The following is a 19,790-nucleotide window of genomic DNA, read 5'->3' on the forward strand; positions in this document are numbered from 1 at the left end:
TCAGCGGCGCAGCTTGTAGCCGGTGCGGAACACCCACCAGATGAAACCCAGGCACAGCGCCATGAACACCAGCGTCATGCCCGTGCTCACGGCGATGTGCACGTCGGCCACGCCGTAGAAGGCCCAGCGGAAACCGCTGATGAGGTAGACCACCGGGTTGACCAGCGAGACCGTCTGCCACAGCGGCGGCAGCATGTTGATGGAGTAGAACGCGCCACCCAGAAAGGTCAGCGGCGTCACCACCAGCAGCGGGATCACCTGCAGCTTCTGGAAGTTGTCGGCCCACAGGCCGATGATGAAACCGAACAGGCTGAAGGTGACGGCGGTGAGCAGCAGGAAGCCGAGCATCCACACGGGGTGCGCGATGTGGTACGGCACGAACACGCGCGCCGTGAGCAGGATCAGCAGGCCCAGCATCACGGACTTGGTGGCCGCCGCGCCCACGTAGCCCAGCAGCACCTCGATCCACGACACCGGGGCCGACAGCAACTCGTAGATCGTGCCCGACCACTTGGGCATGTAGATGCCGAACGAGGCGTTGGAAATGCTCTCGCTCAGCAGCGACAGCATGACCAGGCCGGGGATGATGAAGGCGCCGTAGGTGACGCCGTCGATGTCACCCATGCGCGAGCCGATGGCGGTACCGAAGACGATGAAATACAGCGAGGTGGTGAGCACCGGGGCGAGGATGCTCTGCGTGATGGTGCGGAAGGTGCGCGCCATCTCGAAGCGGTAGATGGCCTTGATGCCGTGGATGTTCAATGACATGGGAAAACCTCCGTGCTGCGCACTGCGGTGCGATCACCTTCGGGCGGCCGTGCGGTGATCATGCGCGGGCCTCCTGTTTCTTGTGGACGAGGCTCACGAAGATGTCTTCGAGCGAGCTTTCGCTGGACTGCAGGTCCTTGAAGTCGATGCCCTGCGCATGCAGCGTGCGCAGCAGCTCGGCGATGCCGGTCTCGTCCTTCTGGGTGTCGAAGGTGTAGGTGAGCGTGTGGCCGGCGCCGGCGAGTTCGAGTGGCCAGCGCGCGAGCGCCTCGGGCACGCGCTCCAGCGGTTGCTGCAGCGTGATCGTGAGCTGCTTCTTGCCGAGCTCGCGCATCAGCACGTCCTTGTCTTCCACCACGATGAGTTCACCCTGGTTGATGACGCCGATGCGGTCGGCCATGTCCTCGGCTTCCTCGATGTAGTGCGTGGTCAGGATGATGGTGGTGCCGCGGTCGCGCAGCTCGCGCACCATGCGCCACATGTCGTGCCGCAGCTCCACGTCCACACCCGCGCTGGGCTCGTCGAGGAACAGTATCTTGGGCTCGTGCGACAGCGCCTTGGCGATCAGCACGCGCCGCTTCATGCCACCCGAGAGCGTGAGGATCTTGTTGTCCTTCTTGTCCCAGAGCGAGAGGTCGCGCAGCACCTTCTCGATGTAGACCGGGTCGGGCGCCTTGCCGAACAGGCCCCGGCTGAAGCTCACCGTGGCCCAGACGGATTCGAAGGCGTCGGTGTGCAGTTCCTGCGGCACCAGACCGATGGCGGCGCGTGCCGCACGGTAGTCGCGCACGGTGTCGTGCCCATCGGCGATCACCACGCCTTCGCTCGCATTCGCGATGCCGCAGACGATGCTGATGAGCGTGGTCTTGCCCGCGCCGTTGGGTCCGAGCAGGGCGAAGATCTCGCCTCGGCGGATGTCGAGATCGACGCGCTTGAGTGCCTGGAAACCGCCCGCGTAGGTCTTGCTCACGCCGCGCACGGACACGATGGGGTCGGCGGTGTTCACCGCCTGGGAAGAAAGGGACATGGAGCCTCCTGAAGCGCCACACTCTAGCACTGTTTTTGTGTACAGTGGTCGTCCCATGCCGAACGTCCACATTCCGATTCAGGCCATCAAGGGCCGGGGCATCAGCCACCAGCAGCCGCACCGCTTCCTGCGCGACGAGCGCCAGGCGTTCGACGATGGCTGGGGGGCGCTGGACGAAGCCGCGATCGCGAGCGGCGAAGCGCCGCCCCCGGCCACGGAAGTCACCTGGGAAGACTGCAAGAGCGCGATCACGAAGAACGACTCGCCTGACGTGGGCTTTACCATGGGCCTCAACCCCTACCGGGGCTGCGAGCACGGCTGCACCTACTGCTATGCGCGGCCCACGCACAGCTACCTCAACCTCTCGCCCGGGCTGGACTTCGAGACGAAGATCATCGCCAAGCGCAACCTCGCCGAGGTGCTGCGGCGCGAACTCGCCAGCCCGCGCCACGTGCCCGGCCTGCTGGCCATCGGCACCGTGACCGACGCCTACCAGCCCGTCGAGCGCGAACTCCGCCTCACCCGGGCCGCGCTCGAGGTGCTGGCGCAGGCGAAGCACCCACTGGCCATCGTCACCAAGGGCAGCGGCGTGGAGCGCGACATCGACATCCTCGCGCCCCTGGCCGCGCAAGGCCTGGCGGCGGTCTACGTCACCATCACCTCGCTCGACGGCAAGCTCGCCCGCGCGCTGGAGCCGCGCGCGGCCGCGCCGCACCGGCGCCTGCGCATCCTGCGCACGCTGGCCGACGCGGGCATTCCTGTGGGCGTGAGCGTGGCGCCGCAGATCCCCTTCATCACCGACGACATGGAGCAGGTTCTCGAAGCCGCGTGGGACGCCGGCGCGCGCCGCGCCTTCTACACCGTGCTGCGCCTGCCGTGGGAACTGAGCCCGATGTTCCGCCAGTGGCTGGACCTGCACTACCCGGACCGCGCCCTGCGCGTGATGGCGCGCGTGCAGGAAATGCGCGGCGGCAAGGACTACGACGCGGACTTTGCTCAGCGCATGCGCGGCAGCGGCATCTGGGCCGACCTGATCCGCCAGCGCTTCGACAAGACCTGCGCGCGCCTGGGCTTCAACACCGAACGCGAGCCGCTGGACACCTCGCAGTTCAAGCCACAGGCGCTGCGCGCGCAGCAGGAACTGTTCTAGCGGGGCATGACGCGCTTCGGCGCTTGAGGCGCTGAAGTGTTGCGGCCTCCCGACACCGCAGCGTCCTCTTTCTGACTTTCCATTGCGGGTGCCTATGCGTTCTGGCAGCGTGCGGCTGAGATGGGTTCCATGGAGTCGCAGGCATTCATCGGCAACAAGCTGCGGGGCAATCACGATGAGCCACCGTCTTTCTGGGGCAACTGGCCTGTGGCTCGCACGATGATGGAATGTTCACTGGCCCAAGGATTTGGCCCGGCTGCCTATGACCTTGGCGCCATGCTAGATGCACACGCTGAGACATCGAATGACTACCGGCATGCGCTTGAAGTTTTGCACGAAGGCGTGAGGCTTGGCCATCAGGAATCCGCCAACTATCTATTCGCATCGTTTCATGGGGGTGACCCTATCGTCGGTCGTGCCAAAGACCCTTTCCGAGCCCGTCGCTACAAGGCCATCTCCGAACGCCTGCGCCTGGACCACCACCTCAAGCTGCCCAACCTGGACCGCGTGCTGCCCCTGCCACCCGCTTCCTTACCGCACTGGAACAGCGACCCCGACACCCTCATCGACGCCGCCAACGGTGCGCGTATCCCGTCGCGGCCCTAGATCGCCACACCCGATCGCGTCAGCCCCAGAAGCTCAGAGGGCCTGCACCAACTCCGGCGCCGCCGCCAGGTACTCCGTCGCCCGTCGCTTGGCGCGGATGTCGTCGTACACGCGCTGCGCCTGGGCCGGCGTCATCTTCAGTGCGACCGCGAGTTCTTCGGCCGAACGGCCGTGTTCCAGCGCCCACAGCGCGATGTCCATCTGCGCGTACGGCAGCGCGAAGTAGAACTCGTCCTGGCCCTGCGGCAGGGTGTAGGTGTCGGTCGTGGGCACGGCGTTGCAGATCGCGTCGGGCAGGCCGAGGTGGCGCGCCATGGCGTAGACCTGGGTCTTGTAGAGGTGCGCGATCGGCTTGAGATCGGCCGAGCCGTCGCCGTTCTTCACGAAGAAGCCCTGGTCGTATTCCAGCCGGTTGGGCGTGCCGACCACAGCGTAGTTGAGCCGGTCGGCGTGGTAGTAGTCCATGGTCTTGCGCACGCGCTGCTTGAAGTTCGTGGCGGCCACGATCTGCAGGTATTCGCGCAGCGGCAGGCGCACGCTTTGCTGTTCACCGTCGGGCGATTGCACGACGAGCTTGAAGAAGTTGATGCCGCCTTCCACACCGCCGGCGATCACGATCTTGTTCTTCCAGCCTTCGCCGTACGCGGGCACCACGCGGCGGATGGCTTCGTCGCGCTGCTGGTAGCAGCCCAGGGCTTCGAGCGCGGGCGCGATGTCGTGCACCTGGTATTCGATGCCCAGGTGCTCGGCCAGTTGCCGGCCGCGCTCGGTGCTGAAGCCGCTGGAGTCGCGCTCGGGCAGCAGCAGGCCGAACACCTTCCTGGCGCCCAGCGCGCGCACCGACAGTGCGGCGCACACCGAGCTGTCGATGCCACCGCTGATGGCCACCACCAGGCCGCGCCGGCGCAGCTTCTGCGTGAGCACCTGGGGGATCCATTGCGAGATGCGCGCGAGTTCGGCCTCGCAGTCCAGCGCCAGGGACTCGGGGCCCAGGGGCACGGCGCTCATTGGGAAACCTCCGCGCAGCGCGCTGCGGTGCGAGCGCCTTCGGGCGGTCGTGCGGCGCTCATCAGACCACCCCTTGCTGTTTGCGCTGCACAAAAGCCTCGATGGCGTTGAGCGAATCGAGGTTCTCCGGCACCATCTCGTCGTCCCCGATCTTGAAGCCGTAGGTCTCTTCCAGGTGCGCCACCAGCTCCAGGAAGCCGGTGGAGTCCAGCACCTGGTGCTCGAGGAAGGAGTCGTCGTCGCTGGGCGAGACGGCGCCCGCGCCGAGCAGGAAGTTCTCTTCGATGTAGCGCCGCACGTCGGCTTTGATGGTGCTCATGGATGGGGTTCCGTTGGGGGTTGCAGGTTTGAAAGAGGAAACATCAGGCCAGATCGCGCCGCCGCAGCTTGCCGGACTCGGTGAGCGGCAGCTCGTCGACGAAGGCCACGGTCTTGGGCGCCATCCAGCTCTCCAGCCGGGCCAGGCAGTGGCGGATGATCTCGCGTTCGCTCAGCGTCGCGCCCTCATGCAGGCGCACGAAGGCTTTCACGGCCAGGCCCAGGCGTTCGTCGGGCGTGCTGGTGACGGCGGCTTCGCGCACGCCGGGCAGTTCGCAGATGGCGTGTTCCACCTCCAGCGGGTAGACCTTTTCGCCGCGCGACTTGAACATGTCATCGGTGCGGCCCACGCAGTAGAGCCAACCGTCGGCATCGCTGCGGAAGACGTCGCCGGTGCGCAGGGTGTTCTCGCCCGGGCGCGGGCCGGGCGAGAGGCGGCTGGGCTGGCCGACGGGCGCGTTCCAGTAGCCCGCGCTCACGTGGGCACCGCACACCACCAGCTCGCCGGTGCTGCCATGGGGCAGGCGCTGGCCGCTCTCGTCTTCCAGCCAGTGTTCCTGGTGCGGGATGCCGCGCCCCACGCTCTCGGGCCGTGTGTCCACTTCCTCGTGCGGCAGGTAGCTCGCGCGCATGCATTCGGTGAGGCCGTACATCAACAGCAGCCGCGCGTGCGGCAGGCGCTCGCGCAACTGCGCGGTGTGCGCGGCGGGCAGGGCGGCGGCGGCGTTGGTGATGAGGCGCAGGGCGCTCAGGTCGTGTGCGGCGAGGTCCAGCGCGAGCAGGCTGGCCCACAGCGTGGGCACGCCGGGGAACACGGTGACGCGCTGCGCGGCGAGCCGCTGCAGCAAGCGCATGGGAAAGGCGGCGCTGTTCTCCAGCACCAGCGTGGCGCCGATGCCCAGTCCCATGAGCACGTGGTACAGGCCGTAGCTGAAGGTGGGTGGCAGGGCCAGGCCGATCACGTCGTCGGGCCGCAGGTGCAGGTAGGCCTGCACCGCGCGCCAGGCCGCGAGCATGTTGGCGTGGCTGAGCATCACGCCCTTGGGCACGCCGGTGGTGCCTGAGGTGTAGATGAGGGTGGCGAGATCGCCGGCATGGGCGGGGCCGGCGTGGGCGCTGGCCTGGGTGGCGGGCTGCGGCCAGGGTGGTGCGGGGGTGTCGCCTCGTGCCCACACCAGAGGCGGCTGCGGCTGTGCGCCCACGGCCGCCGTCCACGCGGCGGCCAGCGAGGCCTGGGTGAGCAGGGCGCGCGCGCCGGTGTCGGCCAGCACGTGGGCGAGCTTGGCGGCCTTGGTCTGCGGCCCCAGGGGCACCACCACGGCGCCCAGCCGCCACACGGCGTGCAGCGCGGCCACGTAGTCCACGCCGCTGTCGAGCAGCAGCACCACGCGCTCGCCGGGGCCGATGCCGGCGGCGTGCAAGGCGTTCGCGACGCCGTTCACGCGCTCGTTCAGCTCGCGGTAGCTGACCTCGCGGTCGGCCACGACCACGGCGGTCTTGTCGGGCACTTCGAGGCAGCGCGCATCGAAGGCGCTGTGCACGAAGGGGCCGGGCAGGAAGGCCAGGGCGGTCATGGGAATACCTCGCCCTGCGGGCTGCGGTGCGAGCTTGCTTGGGAACGGCCCGGCGCGGCGCTCATACAGGTTCCAGCACAGGGGTGGCGGGCCGCACGAACTGCCCGTGCAGCAGCATGGTGGAGAGCACGCCCACGAAGGCCATGTTGTCGGCGAAGCCAATGGCGCGGCCGGCCGCGCACTTGGCACTGAGCCGGGCGACGGCGGGAGCATCGAACAGGCCGGCGTCGCGCACGCTGGCCTCGCTCAGCAGCTCGGCCACCCAGGGCAGGGGCTTGCCGGCCTCGAAGAAGCTGGCGCTGTCGGGCGAGCGGTACGGCTGCTTGGTGCGGCGGCCGATCTGCAGCGGCAGCTCGTGCGCGAAGGCTTTGCGCAGCAGCAGTTTCTCGCACAGGCCGCGCATTTTCAGGCGCGGCGGCAGTCGGCTGGCGAAGGCGATCACGCGCGGGTCGAGGAAGGGGTAGCGCCCTTCGATCGACGCGGCCATGGCCATGCGGTCGCCCTGCGCGGCCAGCAGGTAGCCGCTCATGAGCGTGTGCGCTTCCACGTACTGGTCGCGCGCCATCGGCAGCCACTGGTGGAAGTGGTCGGGCAGGCGCGCGCGCAGCTGGGCGGCCGGGTCGTGCCGCGCCAGGGCCTGCTGCTGTTCGGGCGTGAAGAATGCCCAGGCGCGCCGCGTGGTGGACAGGCGGGTCTGGTGCGCGAAGCTTGCGTCGTCGCCGGGCACGGTGCTGTCGGTGAAGAAGCGCTGCGACATCGCGTTGGAGCCGCCGGGCGAGCGCGCGAGCCAGGGGTAGAGCCGCTCGACCACGCGCGCGCGGCGCGGCGAGTCGGGCAGCTGCGCGACGAAGCGGCGGATCTTGGCCTCCTTGAACAGGTCGTAGCCGCCGAAGACCTCGTCAGCGCCTTCGCCGGTGAGCACCACCTTGTAGCCGGCGGCGCGCACGCTGTCGGCCAGGCGCAGCATAGGGGTGGGGGCGGTGCGCACCAGCGGGGTCTCGGCGTGCCACACGGTGCGCGCGAATTCGGCGGCGATGTGGTGCCGGCCGCAGCCGATGGACGAGTGCTGCGTGTTCAGGTGCCGCACCATGGCCTGCTGGTGCTCGCTTTCGTCGAACTCGGCGTCGTCGAAGGTGAGCGAGAAGCTGCGCAGCGGCGTGTCGGTGTGGCGGCGGATGATGGTGGTGAGGATGGACGAGTCCAGCCCGCCGCTGAGGTAGGCGCCCACCGGCACGTCCGCGCGCAGCTGCAGGCGCACCGCGTCCACCAGCAGGGCGTGCAGCTCGTCGGCCAGCGCGTCTTCGTCGACCGGCGCGAAGGGGTCGGTGAGGGGGAAGTCCCAGTCCCACCAGCGCGTGAGCGTCTCGCCCTGGGCGTCCACCACCAGGCAGTGGCCGGGCGGCAGGCAGTGGATGCCTTCGAAGGCCGAGTGCGGTGCGAGCGGTGCCCACCAGCCGAAGCTGGCCGCCAGGCCGGCGGGGTCGAGCCCGCGCGGGACCTCGGGCAGCGCGAACAGGGCCTTGGCTTCGGAGGCGAAGGCCAGCCGCGGGCCCACGCGCGTCCAGAACAGGGGGCGGATGCCCACGCCGTCGCGCGCCAGCAGCAGGCGCTGGCGCGGGCCGTCCCACAGGCCGAGAGCGAACTGCCCGTTCAGGCGCGACAGAAAGGCATCGCCCCAGGCCTGGTAGGCGTGCAGCAGCACCTCGGTGTCGGAGTCGGTGGCGAAGCGGTGGCCGGCCTGGCGCAGTTCTTCGCGCAGCTCGATGTAGTTGAAGATCTCGCCGTTGAAGACCAGCTGCACGCGGCCGTCCGCGCTGCCCATGGGCTGGGCGCCGCCTTCGGGGTCGATGATGGCCAGGCGCGCATGGGCCAGGCCGATCGGGCCTTCGACCCAGGTGCCCCGGCCGTCCGGGCCGCGGTGGCCCAGCGTGCCGATCATGGCGTCCAGCTCGGCCCGTTCGGGGGCACGCCGGGGGCTGAAGAGGCCAGCGATGCCGCACATGGTCAGGCCTTTTCGGCGTGTGGCGGCTCAGAGCGCATCGCTGTCGTCGCTCGCGTCGGTCAGGTCCCAGCGCGCCTTGGCCAGCCGTTTGGCCAGGGCCGTGTCGCGCGACTGCACGCCGCACAGGCGGCCGGCGTCGTCGCGCGAAGGCAGGAAGCCGGCGCGTGCGGCCACACGCTGTGTGAGGCTGTCCTGCAGGTTGAGGCGCACGCAGCTGCAGCGCCGGGCGGCGGCTTCGCGCACCGCGTCGTGCAGCAGGCCGAGCAGGGTGGCTTCGGTGTCGTGGTGCCAGTCGATCACGTGCAGCTCGGGTCGGCCTTTGTCGTCGACCTCCATGGCCCAGGCGATCAGGCCCACCACCTTGTTGTCCCGCCGTGCCACGCGCATCACGAGCGAACGCCGGGGGTTGCCCAGCAGCCGCTGCTGCAGGTAGCTGCTGTCGCGGCGCAGGTGTACGCTGGCCGGATCGAGGGTGTCGGGCACGGCCAGTGCCGGGTCGAGCCGGGTGGTGTTTTCCAGCGTGAGGCCGCGCGGCCGGTGGCGGCGCAGCGCGAGCCGGCGCAGGGCCAGGCCGCCGTTGGCCACGCGCATGGCCAGGGGCAGGCCGGCCACCGCCGGCCAGCGGCGGCGCACGAAGGGTGCGAGGTCCAGCGGGTGGGTGAAGGTCAGGCGCGAGGGCAGCGGCTCGAACATGCGGCGCACGATGCCGGCCGAGTTCTGGTTGGCGCCCACCGCGAGGGTGAAGTCGTACCGCGCGAGCATGGCCTGGTTGAGCCAGATGCCCAGGCCCGACTCCTGCGCCTCGGGCCGCACCAGCAGGTCCATCACCTGCGCGCCCGCGAGCCGCTGGCCGTCGTGCTCGACGCGCAGTTCCTCCACGCCGATGATGGCCAGCAGCCGGCCCTTGGCGCGCAGGCACCACAGGTCGCCGAAGCCGCCGCTGGCGCGCCCGAGCCGGTAGCGCCAGCGCAGGTAGGTGTCGTCGTCCCAGCTGCCGTTGAGGTGCTCGCGGCGCAGCGCGATGACCTCGGGCAGGTCGGCGAGCAGGGCCGGGTTCAGGCCGAGCTGCAGCGCCGTGGCGTCCAGCCCCAGGCTGCGCGCCACCAGCCGGCCGAGCTTCTCGTGCTCGGGCAGACGGGGGGCGGGCGCCACGGAGCGCCGCACATCAGGCGTTTTCACTCAGCACCCCGTGCACCTTGAGGAAGGCCAGCACATCGCCGATGCGGGTCATCTCGCGCGAGACCTCGGCGGTGAGCTCGATGCCGAAGCGCTCGTCGAGTTCGGCCATGAGCATGAGGGCGCCCATGGAGTCCCAGTCGTCGATGGCGTCGCGCTGCAGGTCGGCGTGCACGTCTTCCACGGGCAGGTTGAAGCAGTCCGCGAGCATGGCGAGGGCATCGCTCACGGAGACCTGGGTCTTGGCTGGTTCGCTCATCGGTGAAACCTCAGTTCAATGACGACAGGCCTTCGCCGTCGTCGTGCAGCAGCAGGGTCCGGTCGTCGATCTGGATCATGGCCGCGCCCCATGACAGGCCGACGCCATAGCCCAGCAGCATCCAGTGAAGCCGCTGCCCCGGCGCGGGCGGGGCGAGCCGGCGCGTCATGGCCACGGCCACCGAGGGGCCGCCGCAGTTGCCGCTGTCCTCGATCGACATCGGCACCCGGTCGTCCGGCAGTCCGCTCTTCTTCATCAGGTGTTTCATGATGAAGCGGTTGGACTGGTGGAACACGAAGGCGTCCACGTCGGCCACTGTCTTGCCCGCGAAGGCCAGCGTCTCGGCGATCAGCGGCGGCACGCGCTTGATGGTGAAGTTGAAGATGGCCGCGCCGTCCATTTCCAGGAAATGATGGCGCGGGTTGGCCGGCTCGCGGTCGCGGAAGGCGCCGCCGCGCAGGATCAGCCCGTTGGCGCCGCTGCCATCGGTGTGCAGCACGAACTGGCCGCCGGCCCCGGGCGTGCCGTCGAGCTCCAGCGCGGTGGCCGAGCCGGCGTCGCTGAACAGCAGCACCGTGGCCTGGTCTTCCGGGCTCACGAAGCGGCTGGGCGTTTCGCCGTGCAGCATCAGCACGCGCTGGTGGCCGCCGGCGCGCAGCATGGCGGCGGCGATGTACAGGCCATAGGGGTAGCCGGAGCAGCCCAGGCCGACGTCGAACGCAGCGCAGCTGTCGGGCAGGCCCAGGCGCTGCTGCAGCAGGCAGCTGGTGGAGGGCAGGAAGTGGTCGGGCGTCTGGGTGACGAAGATCAGCGCGCTCACCGTGTCGGGCGCCCAGCCCAGGCGCTCCATCAGCCGCGTGGCGGCGCGAAAGCACAGGTCGGCGGAGGTGATCGACGGGTCCACCACCCGGCGCTCGCGCACGCCGGCCATCGCCACCACCTTGCGCACGTCTTCCGGCGGGAAGCCCAGGGCCGGATCGAGGTTGTCCACGACCATCGGAGGCAGGCACGTGCTGATGCCTGCGATGCGGAAACCGCCGATGTTCGATTGGCTCACTCGACTTCCCTTGTTGAATCGGTCGCGTCCCGGGCGCGGAGTCCGGGCGCTGGTTGTGTACCCCGGCCAGTATACGGAAGGGCCCCGGGCCGAGGCGCCGCCCGGGCCCGGGGCCGGTCAAATGTCACAAAAGACGGGCCAGCGCGTCCTCCCGCCAGTGGTGCAGCGCGGTGTAGAAACCTTCCCAGACGCAGCCGTTGCAACCCCGCCCGCAGCAGGTGTCGGGCTCGGGCGGCGGCGGGCGCAGGGCGCTGTCCAGGTCCATGCCCCGGCGCAGCGCCAGGCCGCGCAGGTGGGCGATCAGCGCCTGCGCGGTGGGCAGGTCGGCCAGCGGCACGCCGGCCGGGTCGTGCCGCGTGAAGCGCGGTTGTTCGCGCCCCTCGAACGTGCCCACCTCCGCGAACATGGCCGCCGGCCGCACCCACAGGCCCCAGCCGCCGTAGAGCGCGCGGTACAGGGTCATGCCTTCCAGGGTCTCGCTGCAGCGCACGGTGTCCAGCACCTCGTACCAGCCGCCCTTGTAGTGGCGGTAGAGGCCAGGCGGCGTGGGGTTCAGCGGGGGCAGGTCGTCGTCGGTCATGGCGGGGAGTTTAGGCGCCGGCCTTGATCGGGATCGACGGCACCGGCACGTAGAACTCGCCGCCGGCGGCCTTGAACTCGGCCGATTTGCCGGCCATGCCTTTCTCGGCGTAGTCGCGCACGTCCTGCGTGATCTTCATCGAGCAGAACTTCGGCCCGCACATGCTGCAGAAGTGGGCTTCCTTGCTGCTGTCCTTGGGCAGGGTCTCGTCGTGGAAGTCGCGCGCGGTGTCCGGGTCAAGGCCCAGGTTGAACTGGTCGTGCCAGCGGAACTCGAAGCGCGCCTTGCTCATGGCGTCGTCGCGCGCGCGGGCGCCGGGGTGTCCTTTGGCGATGTCGGCCGCGTGCGCGGCGATCTTGTAGGCGATCAGGCCCTGCTTCACGTCGTCGCGGTCGGGCAGGCCCAGGTGCTCCTTGGGCGTGACGTAGCAGAGCATGGCCGTGCCCATCCAGCCGATCATGGCCGCACCGATGGCCGAGGCGATGTGGTCGTAGCCGGGCGCGATGTCGATGGTGAGCGGGCCCAGGGTGTAGAACGGGGCCTCGTGGCAGTGCTTGAGCTGCTCGTCCATGTTGGCCTGGACCAGGTGCATCGGCACGTGGCCCGGCCCTTCGATCATGGTCTGCACGTCGTGCTTCCACGCGGTCTGCGTGAGCTCGCCCAGGGTTTTCAATTCGGCGAACTGGGCCTCGTCGTTGGCGTCGGCCGCGCTGCCGGGGCGCAGGCCGTCGCCGAGCGAGAAGCTCACGTCGTAGGCCTTCATGATCTCGCAGATCTCGTCGAAGTGCGTGTAGAGAAAGCTCTCCTGGTGGTGCGTGATGCACCACTTGGCCATGATGGAGCCGCCGCGCGAGACGATGCCGGTGCGGCGGTTCGCGGTGAGGTGGATGAAGGGCAGGCGCACGCCGGCGTGGATGGTGAAGTAGTCCACGCCCTGTTCGGCCTGCTCGATCAGCGTGTCGCGGTAGATCGCCCAGGTGAGGTCCTCGGCCACGCCGCCCACCTTCTCCAGCGCCTGGTAGATCGGCACCGTGCCGATGGGCACCGGCGAGTTGCGCACGATCCAGTCGCGCGTGGTGTGGATGTTGCGGCCGGTGGAGAGGTCCATCACGTTGTCCGCCCCCCAGCGGATCGCCCACACCAGCTTGTCCACTTCCTCCTCGATGCTGGAGGTGACGGCGGAGTTGCCGATGTTGGCGTTGACCTTGACGAGGAAGTTGCGGCCGATCGCCATCGGCTCGACCTCGGGGTGGTTGATGTTGGCCGGGATGATGGCGCGGCCGCGCGCCACTTCGTCGCGCACGAACTCGGGTGTGATGATCTCGGGTATGCGTGCGCCCATGGGGTTGCCGCGCAGGCGCGCTTCGCGCGCCGCGTCGCCCAGGTACTCGGCCATCCATTCGCGCTTGCCGTTCTCGCGCACGGCCACGTATTCCATCTCGGGCGTGACGATGCCGCGGCGCGCGTAGTGCATCTGCGTCACGTTCAGGCCGCTGCGCGCGCGGCGCGGCGTGCGCTGCAGGCCGGTGGCGGAGGCGCGCAAGGCCTCGATGCGTTCGGCATCCCGGGCTTCGTGCTTCACGCCGTCGTCCAGCGCCTGGCGCGCGCGGCCTTCGTAGCTCTCGGTGTCGCCACGCGCGGTGATCCACGCGCCGCGCACCTCGGGCAGGCCGCGCGTCACGTCGATCGCGGCCGTGGGCTCCGAGTACGGGCCCGAGGTGTCGTACACCACGACGCGCTCGCCGTTGGTGAGCGCGATCTCGCGCATGGGCACGTTCACGCCGGGCTGCTGGCCAGACACGTGGATCTTGCGGGAGGCGGGAAAGGGCTCGCGGCTGAGCGCGAGGGAGGCGGTGGGGATCTTGTCGGGGGCGTTCATGGTGGCGGTTTCCGGTTCCGGTGGATGGGCATGGATGAATGCTCCGGAGGACCGCCCCGGTGACCGCGTGCGCGGGCGCCGCCCTTCCGCCAGGGGAAGGGCCACACCCGCATGCCGCCGTGGGGCATGCGCTCTTCTTTCGCCGGTACTAACCGGATCAAGTTCACGGGTTCGGCCGTCAAGCCGTCTCAGCGCCGGACCCTTTCGAGCCCGTGCACCCCGGAGCAGGGGGGAGTGTACTCGGACACGCTTTGTCACAAGAACACGACAGAACAGCGATAGATTGCCCGGCAAGATCGATTCCTCAGAAAGGCAGGATGAGCACATGGACAAATCAATGATGAAGGGACTGGTCGTCGGCGGGCTCGCCACGGTCGTCATCGGCGCCAGCGGCGTCACCGGCTACCAGACGCTGATGAAACCCAAAGTCGCCGAGGTTGTCGAGGTGAAGGAAGTCATGGCCACCGTGGTCACGCCGCGCGAGCATTGCGAGGACGTGGCGGTGCAAAGGCAGGCCCCCGTGAAGGACCAGCACCGCATCGCCGGCACGGTGATCGGCGGCGTGGCCGGCGGCCTGCTGGGCAGCACCATCGGCGGTGGCAGCGGCAAGACGCTGGCGACCGTGGCCGGCGCCGCGGCGGGCGGCTATGCCGGCAACCAGGTGCAGAAGAACATGCAGCAGAAGGACACGGTCGCTTCGGTGGAGCGGCGCTGCAAGACGGTCAACGAAAAGACGCAGAAGCTCAGCGGCTACCAGGTGACCTACCGCCTGGACGGCAAGGACGGCACGGTGCGCACCTCGTTCAAGCCGGGCGCGACGCTGCCGGTGAAGGACGGCCAGGTGGTCACCACACCACCGCCCGACGCGAAGTCGTGAAGCCGGCGCGGCGCATTTGAAAAAGAATGCAACTCAGATCAGGATGTCGAACAGGTTGGAAAAGGTGTCCGTCCACGGCCGGAAACCCGGCCGGGGTTGCAGCACCTGAGCGCCCTGCAAGGCCGGTGGCAGGTGCGCCGCCTGTGTGGGGTTGACGAACACCACCCACGACGAGCGCCGGCAGAACGGGTCGCCGTGGCCCGAGGGCAGTTCCAGCAGCAAGGCCACCTTGCCCATGTCTTGCGCGGCCGAGGCCATGACCGGGCGCAGGTCCAGGTAGGTGTTGGTGATGTGCACCGCCAGCAGCCCATCGGGTTTCATGTGGCGCTGGTAGGCCTGGAAGGCCTCGAGCGTGAGCAGGTGGGTGGGAATCGAGTCGCCTGAAAACGCGTCCATGGCCAGCAGGTCGAAGGCCTGCGGGGTCTCGTGTTCCAGCATCAGGCGGCCGTCGCCCAGCACCGGCACGGTGCGCGCGGCGCTGTCGGCGAGGAAGCTGAAGTGCCGCCGCGCCAGGTCCAGCACCTGGTCGTTGATCTCGTACAGGCGCATCTCGTCGCCCGCGCGGCCGTACACCGCGAGCGTGCCCGCGCCCAGGCCCACCACGCCCAGCTTGCGGGGTCGGTCGGTGGGCAGGCTCAACAACGCGCGGCCGATGCCGGTGCGCTCGCAGTAGTAGGCGGTGGCGCGCCTGGGGTGGTTCAGGTACTGCTCGCCGTGCGTGATGCTGCCGTGCACCATCTTGCGGACCGGGCCCAGGCCGTCCTCGTCCACGCTCTGCTCGATGCGCGTCTGGCTGTAGAAGTTGCGCACCACCTCGGTGTAGCCCCGCACATCGTCCAGCGAGAGGCTGGCCAGGCGCGCGCCATAGAGCAGCAGCGCCAGCAGCAGGGCGGCGCGCCAGCGCGCGCGCAGCCCGGGCCAGAGCACCCGCACCACCAGCAGCGCGCACAGGAACAGGCCCAGCGGCAGTTCGAAGTAGGCGCTGAAGACCGCTGGCGCCACCAGGCCCACGAACAGGCCGCCCAGCGCGCCGCCCACCGAGAGCATCAGGTAGAACAGCGTGAGGTGGCGCAGCGGCGGGCGGCGGCGCACCAGTTCGCCATGGCAGACCATGCAGAACACGAACACCGCCGCGCACAGCAGCGCCACCAGCATGGGCACGTCCAGGCCCTGGTTCATTGCCACGTCGAGCGCCACGAAGGCCAGTGGCAACAGACTCAGGAAGAAGGGGCGCACGTAGTAGCGCGGCGCGTCGAAGCACAGGATGAAGCTCAGCAGGTACAGCGCCAGCGGCAGCACCCAGAGGAAGGGCACGGGCGCCACGTCCTGCGTGAGATGGCGGGTGATGGCCAGCAGCAGCGTGGAGGCGGTCGCCGCCAGGCCGACCCACAGCAGGCACTCGCGCCAGCCGGGGCGGGGCGCGTCTTCCAGCGGTGCGGCGTGGGCCTCGGCGCCGTTCTGCCGCCGCACCGTGTAACCGGCCGTGGCCACGCAGACCAGCACGAACAGCGCATACCCGGCCGACCAGACCCAGGCCTGCGGTGTCACCGCCAGCGCCGGCTCGACCAGCACCGGGTAGGACAGCAGCGCCAGCATGGACGCCAGGTTGGACAGCGCGTACAGCCGGTAGGGCTGCGCGCCGTGGGCCAGGAAGGCGCGCGCGTACCAGGCCTGCATCAGCGGGCCGGTGGTGGACAGCAGCAGGTAGGGCACACCCACCGTGGTGGCCAGCACGCCGAGCACGCTCCAGGTCGGGTGCGCCTGGGCGTCGAGCTTCCAGGAAGGATCGGCCACCACCGGCAGGGTGGCCAGGCTGAGCAGCAGCAGCGCGCCGTGCACCCAGGGCTGGCGCCGGGGGCTGAGCTTCTCGTGCACCCAGTGCACATAGGCATAGCCCAGCAGCAGCTCCACCTGGAAGAACACCATGCACAGCGTCCAGACCGAGGACGAACCACCGAACCACGGCAGGATCATCTTGGCCACGATGGGCTGGATCTGGAACAGCAGGAAAGCGGACAGGAAAACCGTGGCTGCGAACAGAGGCATGGTAGTGTGGTCCTGGTCGGCGGGATGCCGGAGTATGGCCGGGCGCGCGCAAAAGGAGTGACCACCATGAACAGTTTTGGCAGACGGGCGCAGGGCGAGCGCCTGGAGCGCATGCGCGCTTCGCCCCGGTGGGACGGCACGGGTTTTCGCAACCTGCACCCGGTGCTGCCCGGGCTGCGCGACCTGACGGTGCCCCGGCCCACGCTCAAGGAGTTCCTGAGCGCGGGCGACCGGCGCCTGCCGGGCGCCGCGCTGCCCTCGCTGGACCCGCGCGAACGCTGGGGCCGCCCGGCCCAGAGCGGCCTGCGCGCCACCTGGCTGGGGCATTCCACGGTGCTGATCGAGATCGACGGCCACCGGGTGCTGACCGACCCGGTGTGGGGCACGCGCGCCTCGCCGTTCCGCCTGCTCGGCCCCAAGCGCTTCCAGCCCGTGCCGCTGCGCCTGCGGCAGATGCCCGAGGTGGACGTGGTGGTGATCTCGCACGACCACTACGACCACCTGGACTACCCCACCATCCGCGCGCTCGCGCGCCACAGCCGCGTGCCCTTCGTCACCTCGCTGGGCGTGGGCGCGCACCTGCAGGCCTGGGGCGTGGCGGCCGAGCGCATCACCGAGCTGGACTGGTGGGACAGCCACCGCGTGCCCGGCACCGGCATCACGGTCACGGCGGCGCCGTCACAGCACTTTTCCGGCCGCAGCTTCAAGGACCGCAACGCCACGCTGTGGTCGTCGATGGTGATCGCCGGCGAGCGGCACCGCGTGTTCTTCAGCGGCGACACCGGCCTGACCACCGAGTACGCCGCGATCCGCGAGCGGCTCGGGCCGTTCGATCTGGTCATGCTGGAGGTGGGCGCCTTCCACCCCGCCTGGGGCGACATCCACCTCGGGCCGGCCAACGCCCTGAAGGCGCACGCGCTGCTGGGCGGCGGCGCCCTGCTGCCGGTGCACTGGGGCACCTTCAGCCTGGCCATGCACGCCTGGGACGAACCGGTGGAGACCCTGCTGCAGCTCGCGCAAGGGCAGGGCACCCCCTTGCTGATGCCCCGGCTGGGCGAGGCGGTGGAGCCGGCCCACCTGGAGGTGGTGGTGCCCTGGTGGCGCGGGTTGAATGCGGGCAGCGAAGCCGCGCCCGCACCGGCCGGGCCGCCGGCCCTCCAGCGGGATTTGCCCTGGCCCCTCGATTGAAGAAAGACCTCGCATGAACACCACCGTTGCCGGCCCCGATGGCCAACCCCGTTGCCGCTGGTGCGCCGCCGCGCCCGAGTTCTTTGCCTACCACGACCGGGAATGGGGCTTCCCGGTCGACGACGACCGCCGGCTGTTCGAGAAGCTGTGCCTGGAGAGTTTCCAGTCGGGCCTGAGCTGGCGCACCATCCTCGCCAAGCGCGAGAACTTCCGGGCCGCCTTCCACGGCTTCGATTTCGATCGCGTCGCCCGCTTCACGGCCAGGGACGTGGAGCGCCTGCTGGGCAACGAAGGCATCGTGCGCCACCGCGGCAAGATCGAGGCGGTGATCAACAACGCGCAGCGCGCGCAGGAGATGGTGAAAGCCGAGGGTTCGCTGGCCGCGTTCTTCTGGCGCTACGAACCCGATGAGGCCGGCCTGGGAACGCCGCAGACCGCCTCGACCTCGGAGGCCTCCGTGCGCCTCTCGAAGGACTTGAAGAAGCTGGGCTGGGCCTTCGTCGGCCCCACCACGGTGTTTGCCTTCATGCAGGCGATGGGCCTGATCAACGACCACGCCGAGGCCTGCGTGGTGCGCGCGCAGGCCGCGCAGGCACGCCGGCGCTTCAACAGGCCTTAGAGCGGGTCGGCCAGCAGCTTGGAGAGGGCCGCGATGTTGGCCGCGCTGGGCACCTGGGGCTTCATCTCGTCCTCTTCGGCCGTGGCGTTCTCGTGCGCCTGGATCGCATTGACCATGGCGTACTGGTTCTCCCACGACAGCGTCTTGCCCTCGGGGCAGAGATCGCGCACGGTGCCGAACCAGTAGTAGCCATCCTTGCCGCCGAACAGCGCGTCGATGCCGCCGGCATCGCCCGGCTTGAGGCCATGGGCGGCCAGGATGAGCTTGAGCTTGTGGTGCGAAACGGAATACTGCATGGGGTGGTCGCGGGGTGAGGGGTCGGCGATTGTACTGAAGGGCCGCCGCCCACGCTGTCACGCGATGCCGCAGGCCAGCAGGTAGCGCGGCTCGTTTTCCAGCACGTGGCCGTGCAGCAGGGTGCTGGCCTTCTCAGTGTCCTGGTCTTCCACCGCGTCCACCAGCACCTGGTGGCTGGAGACCGCGTTGCTGATGGGCGAGCGGTGGCGCAGCGCGGTGAGCTGGTAACGCAGCAGCTCGTAGCTGGCGCGCAGGTAGTGGTTGTCGCAGTTCTCGAAGAACGCCCAGTGGAAGTTCATGTCGATGCGGGCGAGCGCGGGCAGGTCTTTCGCGCGCTCGGCGGTTTTCATTTCCTTCACGCACTGCGCCATGCGCTGCAGCAGCTCGCGCGGGTGGGACTGCATGGCCTCGCGCAGCGCCTCGGTCTCCACCATCGCGCGGAATTTCAGCAGGTGCGACAGCTCCTGCGGCGAGAGCGTGAAGACGAAGGTGCCGCGCTGCGGATGGATCTCCACCAGGCCTTCGCTCTTGAGCCGCAGCAGGGCCTCGCGCACCGGCGTCTTGCTCACGCCCATGCGCTGGGCCAGCTGGGCCTCCGACACCTGTTCGCCCAGCTTGAGGTCGCCATTGACGATGGCCTCGCGCAGCCGCTCGGCGACCACGTCGGTGAGCAGTCGGGGGCGTTGCAGTTCCAGGGTGGTGTTCATGGGGTGGTCAGGTTCGTGTGGCGGAGAGTATAGGGTTATTGCTGATTTAACATCTGAGATATCAGATACCATTGCACCCAGCAAGTCAAGCTGAGCAACCCGGAGACATTCACGTGAGTTCCCCGCCTTCCCCGTCCTCTCTCGCGCACCCGCTGGCGCGCGCCTTTCTCGCTGCCAACCGCTGGGTGCTCATCGTGCTGCTGGGGGTGATGGCCGCGCTGGTGATCGGCAACGTGTTCGCGCGCTATGCCTTCAGCCACTCCTTCACCTGGGTGGAAGAGGCCACGCGTTACATGATGATCTGGGCCGCCTTCATCGGCGCCGGGCCCGCGCTGCGCGTGGGCGGCCACATCGCCATCGACACGCTGCAGGCCTCGGTGCCGGTGGCCCTGGCGCGGTGGCTGCGTGTGCTGATCGTGGCCATCGTCGCGGCCACGCTGGTGACGCTGGTCTGGCTGGGCGTCGAGTACGTGGAGTTCGCCTGGTACCAGGAATCGCCGGTGCTGGGCTGGTCCCTGGGCAAGGTGTACCTCGCGTTGCCGCTGGGCGCGGCGCTGATGCTGGTGCACCTGGCGATGGTGGCGCGGCAGTGGGTCGTGTCGGGCGAGTGGGACCGGGTCGAAGGCTTCGACCCGCAGGCCCTGTGAACCCG

At 69.3% G+C, this 19,790-nt stretch carries 20 protein-coding genes, 1 pseudogene and 1 riboswitch; of the genes and pseudogenes, 6 read left to right on the plus strand and 15 right to left on the minus strand.

Annotated features, from left to right (window positions below):
* The gene (locus ACODTB_RS18090) at positions 1–762 is read right to left on the minus strand and encodes an ABC transporter permease (RefSeq protein WP_291116570.1); all 762 of its coding nucleotides are present in this window, start codon (positions 760–762) and stop codon (positions 1–3) included.
* A 64-nt stretch (positions 763–826) separates the two neighbouring features.
* Positions 827–1,795: an ABC transporter ATP-binding protein gene (locus tag ACODTB_RS18095; protein WP_488929608.1), complete on the minus strand. Its 969-nt coding sequence runs from the start codon at positions 1,793–1,795 to the stop codon at positions 827–829.
* A 55-nt stretch (positions 1,796–1,850) separates the two neighbouring features.
* On the opposite strand from ACODTB_RS18095, the gene ACODTB_RS18100 reads away from it, so the two are divergent.
* Both ACODTB_RS18100 and ACODTB_RS18105 read left to right on the plus strand, forming a co-directional pair.
* Complete coding sequence (locus ACODTB_RS18100; RefSeq protein ID WP_291116549.1) at positions 1,851–2,945, plus strand: PA0069 family radical SAM protein; 1,095 nt, start codon at positions 1,851–1,853, stop codon at positions 2,943–2,945.
* Between the two features lie 129 nt (positions 2,946–3,074).
* Positions 3,075–3,551, plus strand: a complete 477-nt coding sequence (locus ACODTB_RS18105; RefSeq protein ID WP_291116546.1) for a DUF6396 domain-containing protein — start codon at positions 3,075–3,077, stop codon at positions 3,549–3,551.
* A 33-nt stretch (positions 3,552–3,584) separates the two neighbouring features.
* Here the strand turns inward: ACODTB_RS18105 and nadE are convergent, their stop codons facing one another.
* The 10 genes and pseudogenes from nadE to thiC all read right to left on the minus strand — a co-directional run bounded on the left by nadE (position 3,585) and on the right by thiC (position 13,404).
* The gene (gene nadE, locus ACODTB_RS18110) at positions 3,585–4,559 is read right to left on the minus strand and encodes an NAD(+) synthase (protein WP_291116544.1); all 975 of its coding nucleotides are present in this window, start codon (positions 4,557–4,559) and stop codon (positions 3,585–3,587) included.
* Positions 4,560–4,620: 61 nt separating this feature from the next.
* A complete protein-coding gene (locus tag ACODTB_RS18115; protein WP_291116542.1) occupies positions 4,621–4,878 on the minus strand; it encodes an acyl carrier protein in 258 nt (85 codons plus the stop codon).
* 43 nt (positions 4,879–4,921) lie between these two features.
* Positions 4,922–6,451, minus strand: a complete 1,530-nt coding sequence (locus tag ACODTB_RS18120) for a class I adenylate-forming enzyme family protein (RefSeq protein WP_291116539.1) — start codon at positions 6,449–6,451, stop codon at positions 4,922–4,924.
* 61 nt (positions 6,452–6,512) lie between these two features.
* Positions 6,513–8,453 carry an asparagine synthase (glutamine-hydrolyzing) gene (asnB, locus tag ACODTB_RS18125; protein ID WP_291116537.1) on the minus strand — a complete coding sequence of 647 codons (1,941 nt, stop codon included), beginning with the start codon at positions 8,451–8,453 and terminating at the stop codon, positions 6,513–6,515.
* Positions 8,454–8,480: 27 nt separating this feature from the next.
* Positions 8,481–9,632 (minus strand): hypothetical protein, encoded by a 1,152-nt coding sequence (locus tag ACODTB_RS18130; RefSeq protein WP_291116534.1) that lies wholly within the window; start codon positions 9,630–9,632, stop codon positions 8,481–8,483.
* The gene (locus ACODTB_RS18135; RefSeq protein ID WP_291116530.1) at positions 9,619–9,888 is read right to left on the minus strand and encodes an acyl carrier protein; all 270 of its coding nucleotides are present in this window, start codon (positions 9,886–9,888) and stop codon (positions 9,619–9,621) included. Before ACODTB_RS18135 ends, ACODTB_RS18130 begins: the two co-directional genes overlap by 14 nt.
* A 10-nt stretch (positions 9,889–9,898) precedes the next feature.
* Positions 9,899–10,945 (minus strand): 3-oxoacyl-ACP synthase III family protein, encoded by a 1,047-nt coding sequence (locus ACODTB_RS18140; protein WP_291116527.1) that lies wholly within the window; start codon positions 10,943–10,945, stop codon positions 9,899–9,901.
* A gap of 124 nt (positions 10,946–11,069) precedes the next feature.
* Entirely contained in the window at positions 11,070–11,282 is a 213-nt protein-coding gene (locus tag ACODTB_RS18145; RefSeq protein ID WP_488929620.1) for an oxidoreductase-like domain-containing protein, read from the minus strand.
* A 15-nt stretch (positions 11,283–11,297) separates the two neighbouring features.
* Positions 11,298–11,525: pseudogene (locus tag ACODTB_RS18150) on the minus strand (DUF1653 domain-containing protein); the annotation flags it as partial.
* A 10-nt stretch (positions 11,526–11,535) separates the two neighbouring features.
* A complete protein-coding gene (gene thiC, locus ACODTB_RS18155) occupies positions 11,536–13,404 on the minus strand; it encodes a phosphomethylpyrimidine synthase ThiC (protein ID WP_291116524.1) in 1,869 nt (622 codons plus the stop codon).
* Positions 13,405–13,521: 117 nt separating this feature from the next.
* A riboswitch (TPP riboswitch) is annotated at positions 13,522–13,636 on the minus strand.
* A 93-nt stretch (positions 13,637–13,729) separates the two neighbouring features.
* On the opposite strand from thiC, the gene ACODTB_RS18160 reads away from it, so the two are divergent.
* A complete protein-coding gene (locus tag ACODTB_RS18160) occupies positions 13,730–14,281 on the plus strand; it encodes a glycine zipper 2TM domain-containing protein (protein ID WP_291116521.1) in 552 nt (183 codons plus the stop codon).
* Positions 14,282–14,314: 33 nt separating this feature from the next.
* Here the strand turns inward: ACODTB_RS18160 and ACODTB_RS18165 are convergent, their stop codons facing one another.
* The gene (locus ACODTB_RS18165; protein WP_291116518.1) at positions 14,315–16,327 is read right to left on the minus strand and encodes a spermidine synthase; all 2,013 of its coding nucleotides are present in this window, start codon (positions 16,325–16,327) and stop codon (positions 14,315–14,317) included.
* A 66-nt stretch (positions 16,328–16,393) separates the two neighbouring features.
* On the opposite strand from ACODTB_RS18165, the gene ACODTB_RS18170 reads away from it, so the two are divergent.
* Positions 16,394–17,515, plus strand: coding sequence for an MBL fold metallo-hydrolase (locus ACODTB_RS18170; protein WP_291116515.1), 1,122 nt, complete (start codon positions 16,394–16,396; stop codon positions 17,513–17,515).
* 13 nt (positions 17,516–17,528) lie between these two features.
* A complete protein-coding gene (locus ACODTB_RS18175; RefSeq protein WP_291116512.1) occupies positions 17,529–18,134 on the plus strand; it encodes a DNA-3-methyladenine glycosylase I in 606 nt (201 codons plus the stop codon).
* On the opposite strand, the gene ACODTB_RS18180 is transcribed toward ACODTB_RS18175, so the two are convergent.
* Both ACODTB_RS18180 and ACODTB_RS18185 read right to left on the minus strand, forming a co-directional pair.
* Entirely contained in the window at positions 18,131–18,430 is a 300-nt protein-coding gene (locus tag ACODTB_RS18180; protein ID WP_291116509.1) for a hypothetical protein, read from the minus strand. The genes ACODTB_RS18175 and ACODTB_RS18180 overlap by 4 nt on opposite strands.
* 57 nt (positions 18,431–18,487) lie before the next feature.
* Entirely contained in the window at positions 18,488–19,138 is a 651-nt protein-coding gene (locus ACODTB_RS18185) for a GntR family transcriptional regulator (RefSeq protein ID WP_291116506.1), read from the minus strand.
* A 113-nt stretch (positions 19,139–19,251) separates the two neighbouring features.
* Between ACODTB_RS18185 and ACODTB_RS18190 the strand changes: the two genes are divergently transcribed.
* Positions 19,252–19,785, plus strand: a complete 534-nt coding sequence (locus ACODTB_RS18190; RefSeq protein WP_291116503.1) for a TRAP transporter small permease — start codon at positions 19,252–19,254, stop codon at positions 19,783–19,785.
* Positions 19,786–19,790: the final 5 nt, after the last annotated feature.

Source organism: Hydrogenophaga sp. FG152 (assembly GCF_057809615.1).

What these genes read in the sequence shown, in the direction of transcription:
- ACODTB_RS18170 (WP_291116515.1), top strand. Translation starts at nt 16,394, where the DNA reads ATGAACAGTTTTGGCAGACGGGCGCAGGGCGAGCGCCTGGAGCGCATG.
- ACODTB_RS18120 (WP_291116539.1), bottom strand. Translation starts at nt 6,451, where the DNA reads ATGACCGCCCTGGCCTTCCTGCCCGGCCCCTTCGTGCACAGCGCCTTC.
- ACODTB_RS18175 (WP_291116512.1), top strand. Translation starts at nt 17,529, where the DNA reads ATGAACACCACCGTTGCCGGCCCCGATGGCCAACCCCGTTGCCGCTGG.
- ACODTB_RS18095 (WP_488929608.1), bottom strand. Translation starts at nt 1,795, where the DNA reads ATGTCCCTTTCTTCCCAGGCGGTGAACACCGCCGACCCCATCGTGTCC.
- asnB (WP_291116537.1), bottom strand. Translation starts at nt 8,453, where the DNA reads ATGTGCGGCATCGCTGGCCTCTTCAGCCCCCGGCGTGCCCCCGAACGG.
- thiC (WP_291116524.1), bottom strand. Translation starts at nt 13,404, where the DNA reads ATGAACGCCCCCGACAAGATCCCCACCGCCTCCCTCGCGCTCAGCCGC.
- ACODTB_RS18185 (WP_291116506.1), bottom strand. Translation starts at nt 19,138, where the DNA reads ATGAACACCACCCTGGAACTGCAACGCCCCCGACTGCTCACCGACGTG.
- ACODTB_RS18165 (WP_291116518.1), bottom strand. Translation starts at nt 16,327, where the DNA reads ATGCCTCTGTTCGCAGCCACGGTTTTCCTGTCCGCTTTCCTGCTGTTC.
- ACODTB_RS18115 (WP_291116542.1), bottom strand. Translation starts at nt 4,878, where the DNA reads ATGAGCACCATCAAAGCCGACGTGCGGCGCTACATCGAAGAGAACTTC.
- nadE (WP_291116544.1), bottom strand. Translation starts at nt 4,559, where the DNA reads ATGAGCGCCGTGCCCCTGGGCCCCGAGTCCCTGGCGCTGGACTGCGAG.
- ACODTB_RS18135 (WP_291116530.1), bottom strand. Translation starts at nt 9,888, where the DNA reads ATGAGCGAACCAGCCAAGACCCAGGTCTCCGTGAGCGATGCCCTCGCC.
- ACODTB_RS18180 (WP_291116509.1), bottom strand. Translation starts at nt 18,430, where the DNA reads ATGCAGTATTCCGTTTCGCACCACAAGCTCAAGCTCATCCTGGCCGCC.
- ACODTB_RS18105 (WP_291116546.1), top strand. Translation starts at nt 3,075, where the DNA reads ATGGAGTCGCAGGCATTCATCGGCAACAAGCTGCGGGGCAATCACGAT.
- ACODTB_RS18100 (WP_291116549.1), top strand. Translation starts at nt 1,851, where the DNA reads ATGCCGAACGTCCACATTCCGATTCAGGCCATCAAGGGCCGGGGCATC.
- ACODTB_RS18160 (WP_291116521.1), top strand. Translation starts at nt 13,730, where the DNA reads ATGGACAAATCAATGATGAAGGGACTGGTCGTCGGCGGGCTCGCCACG.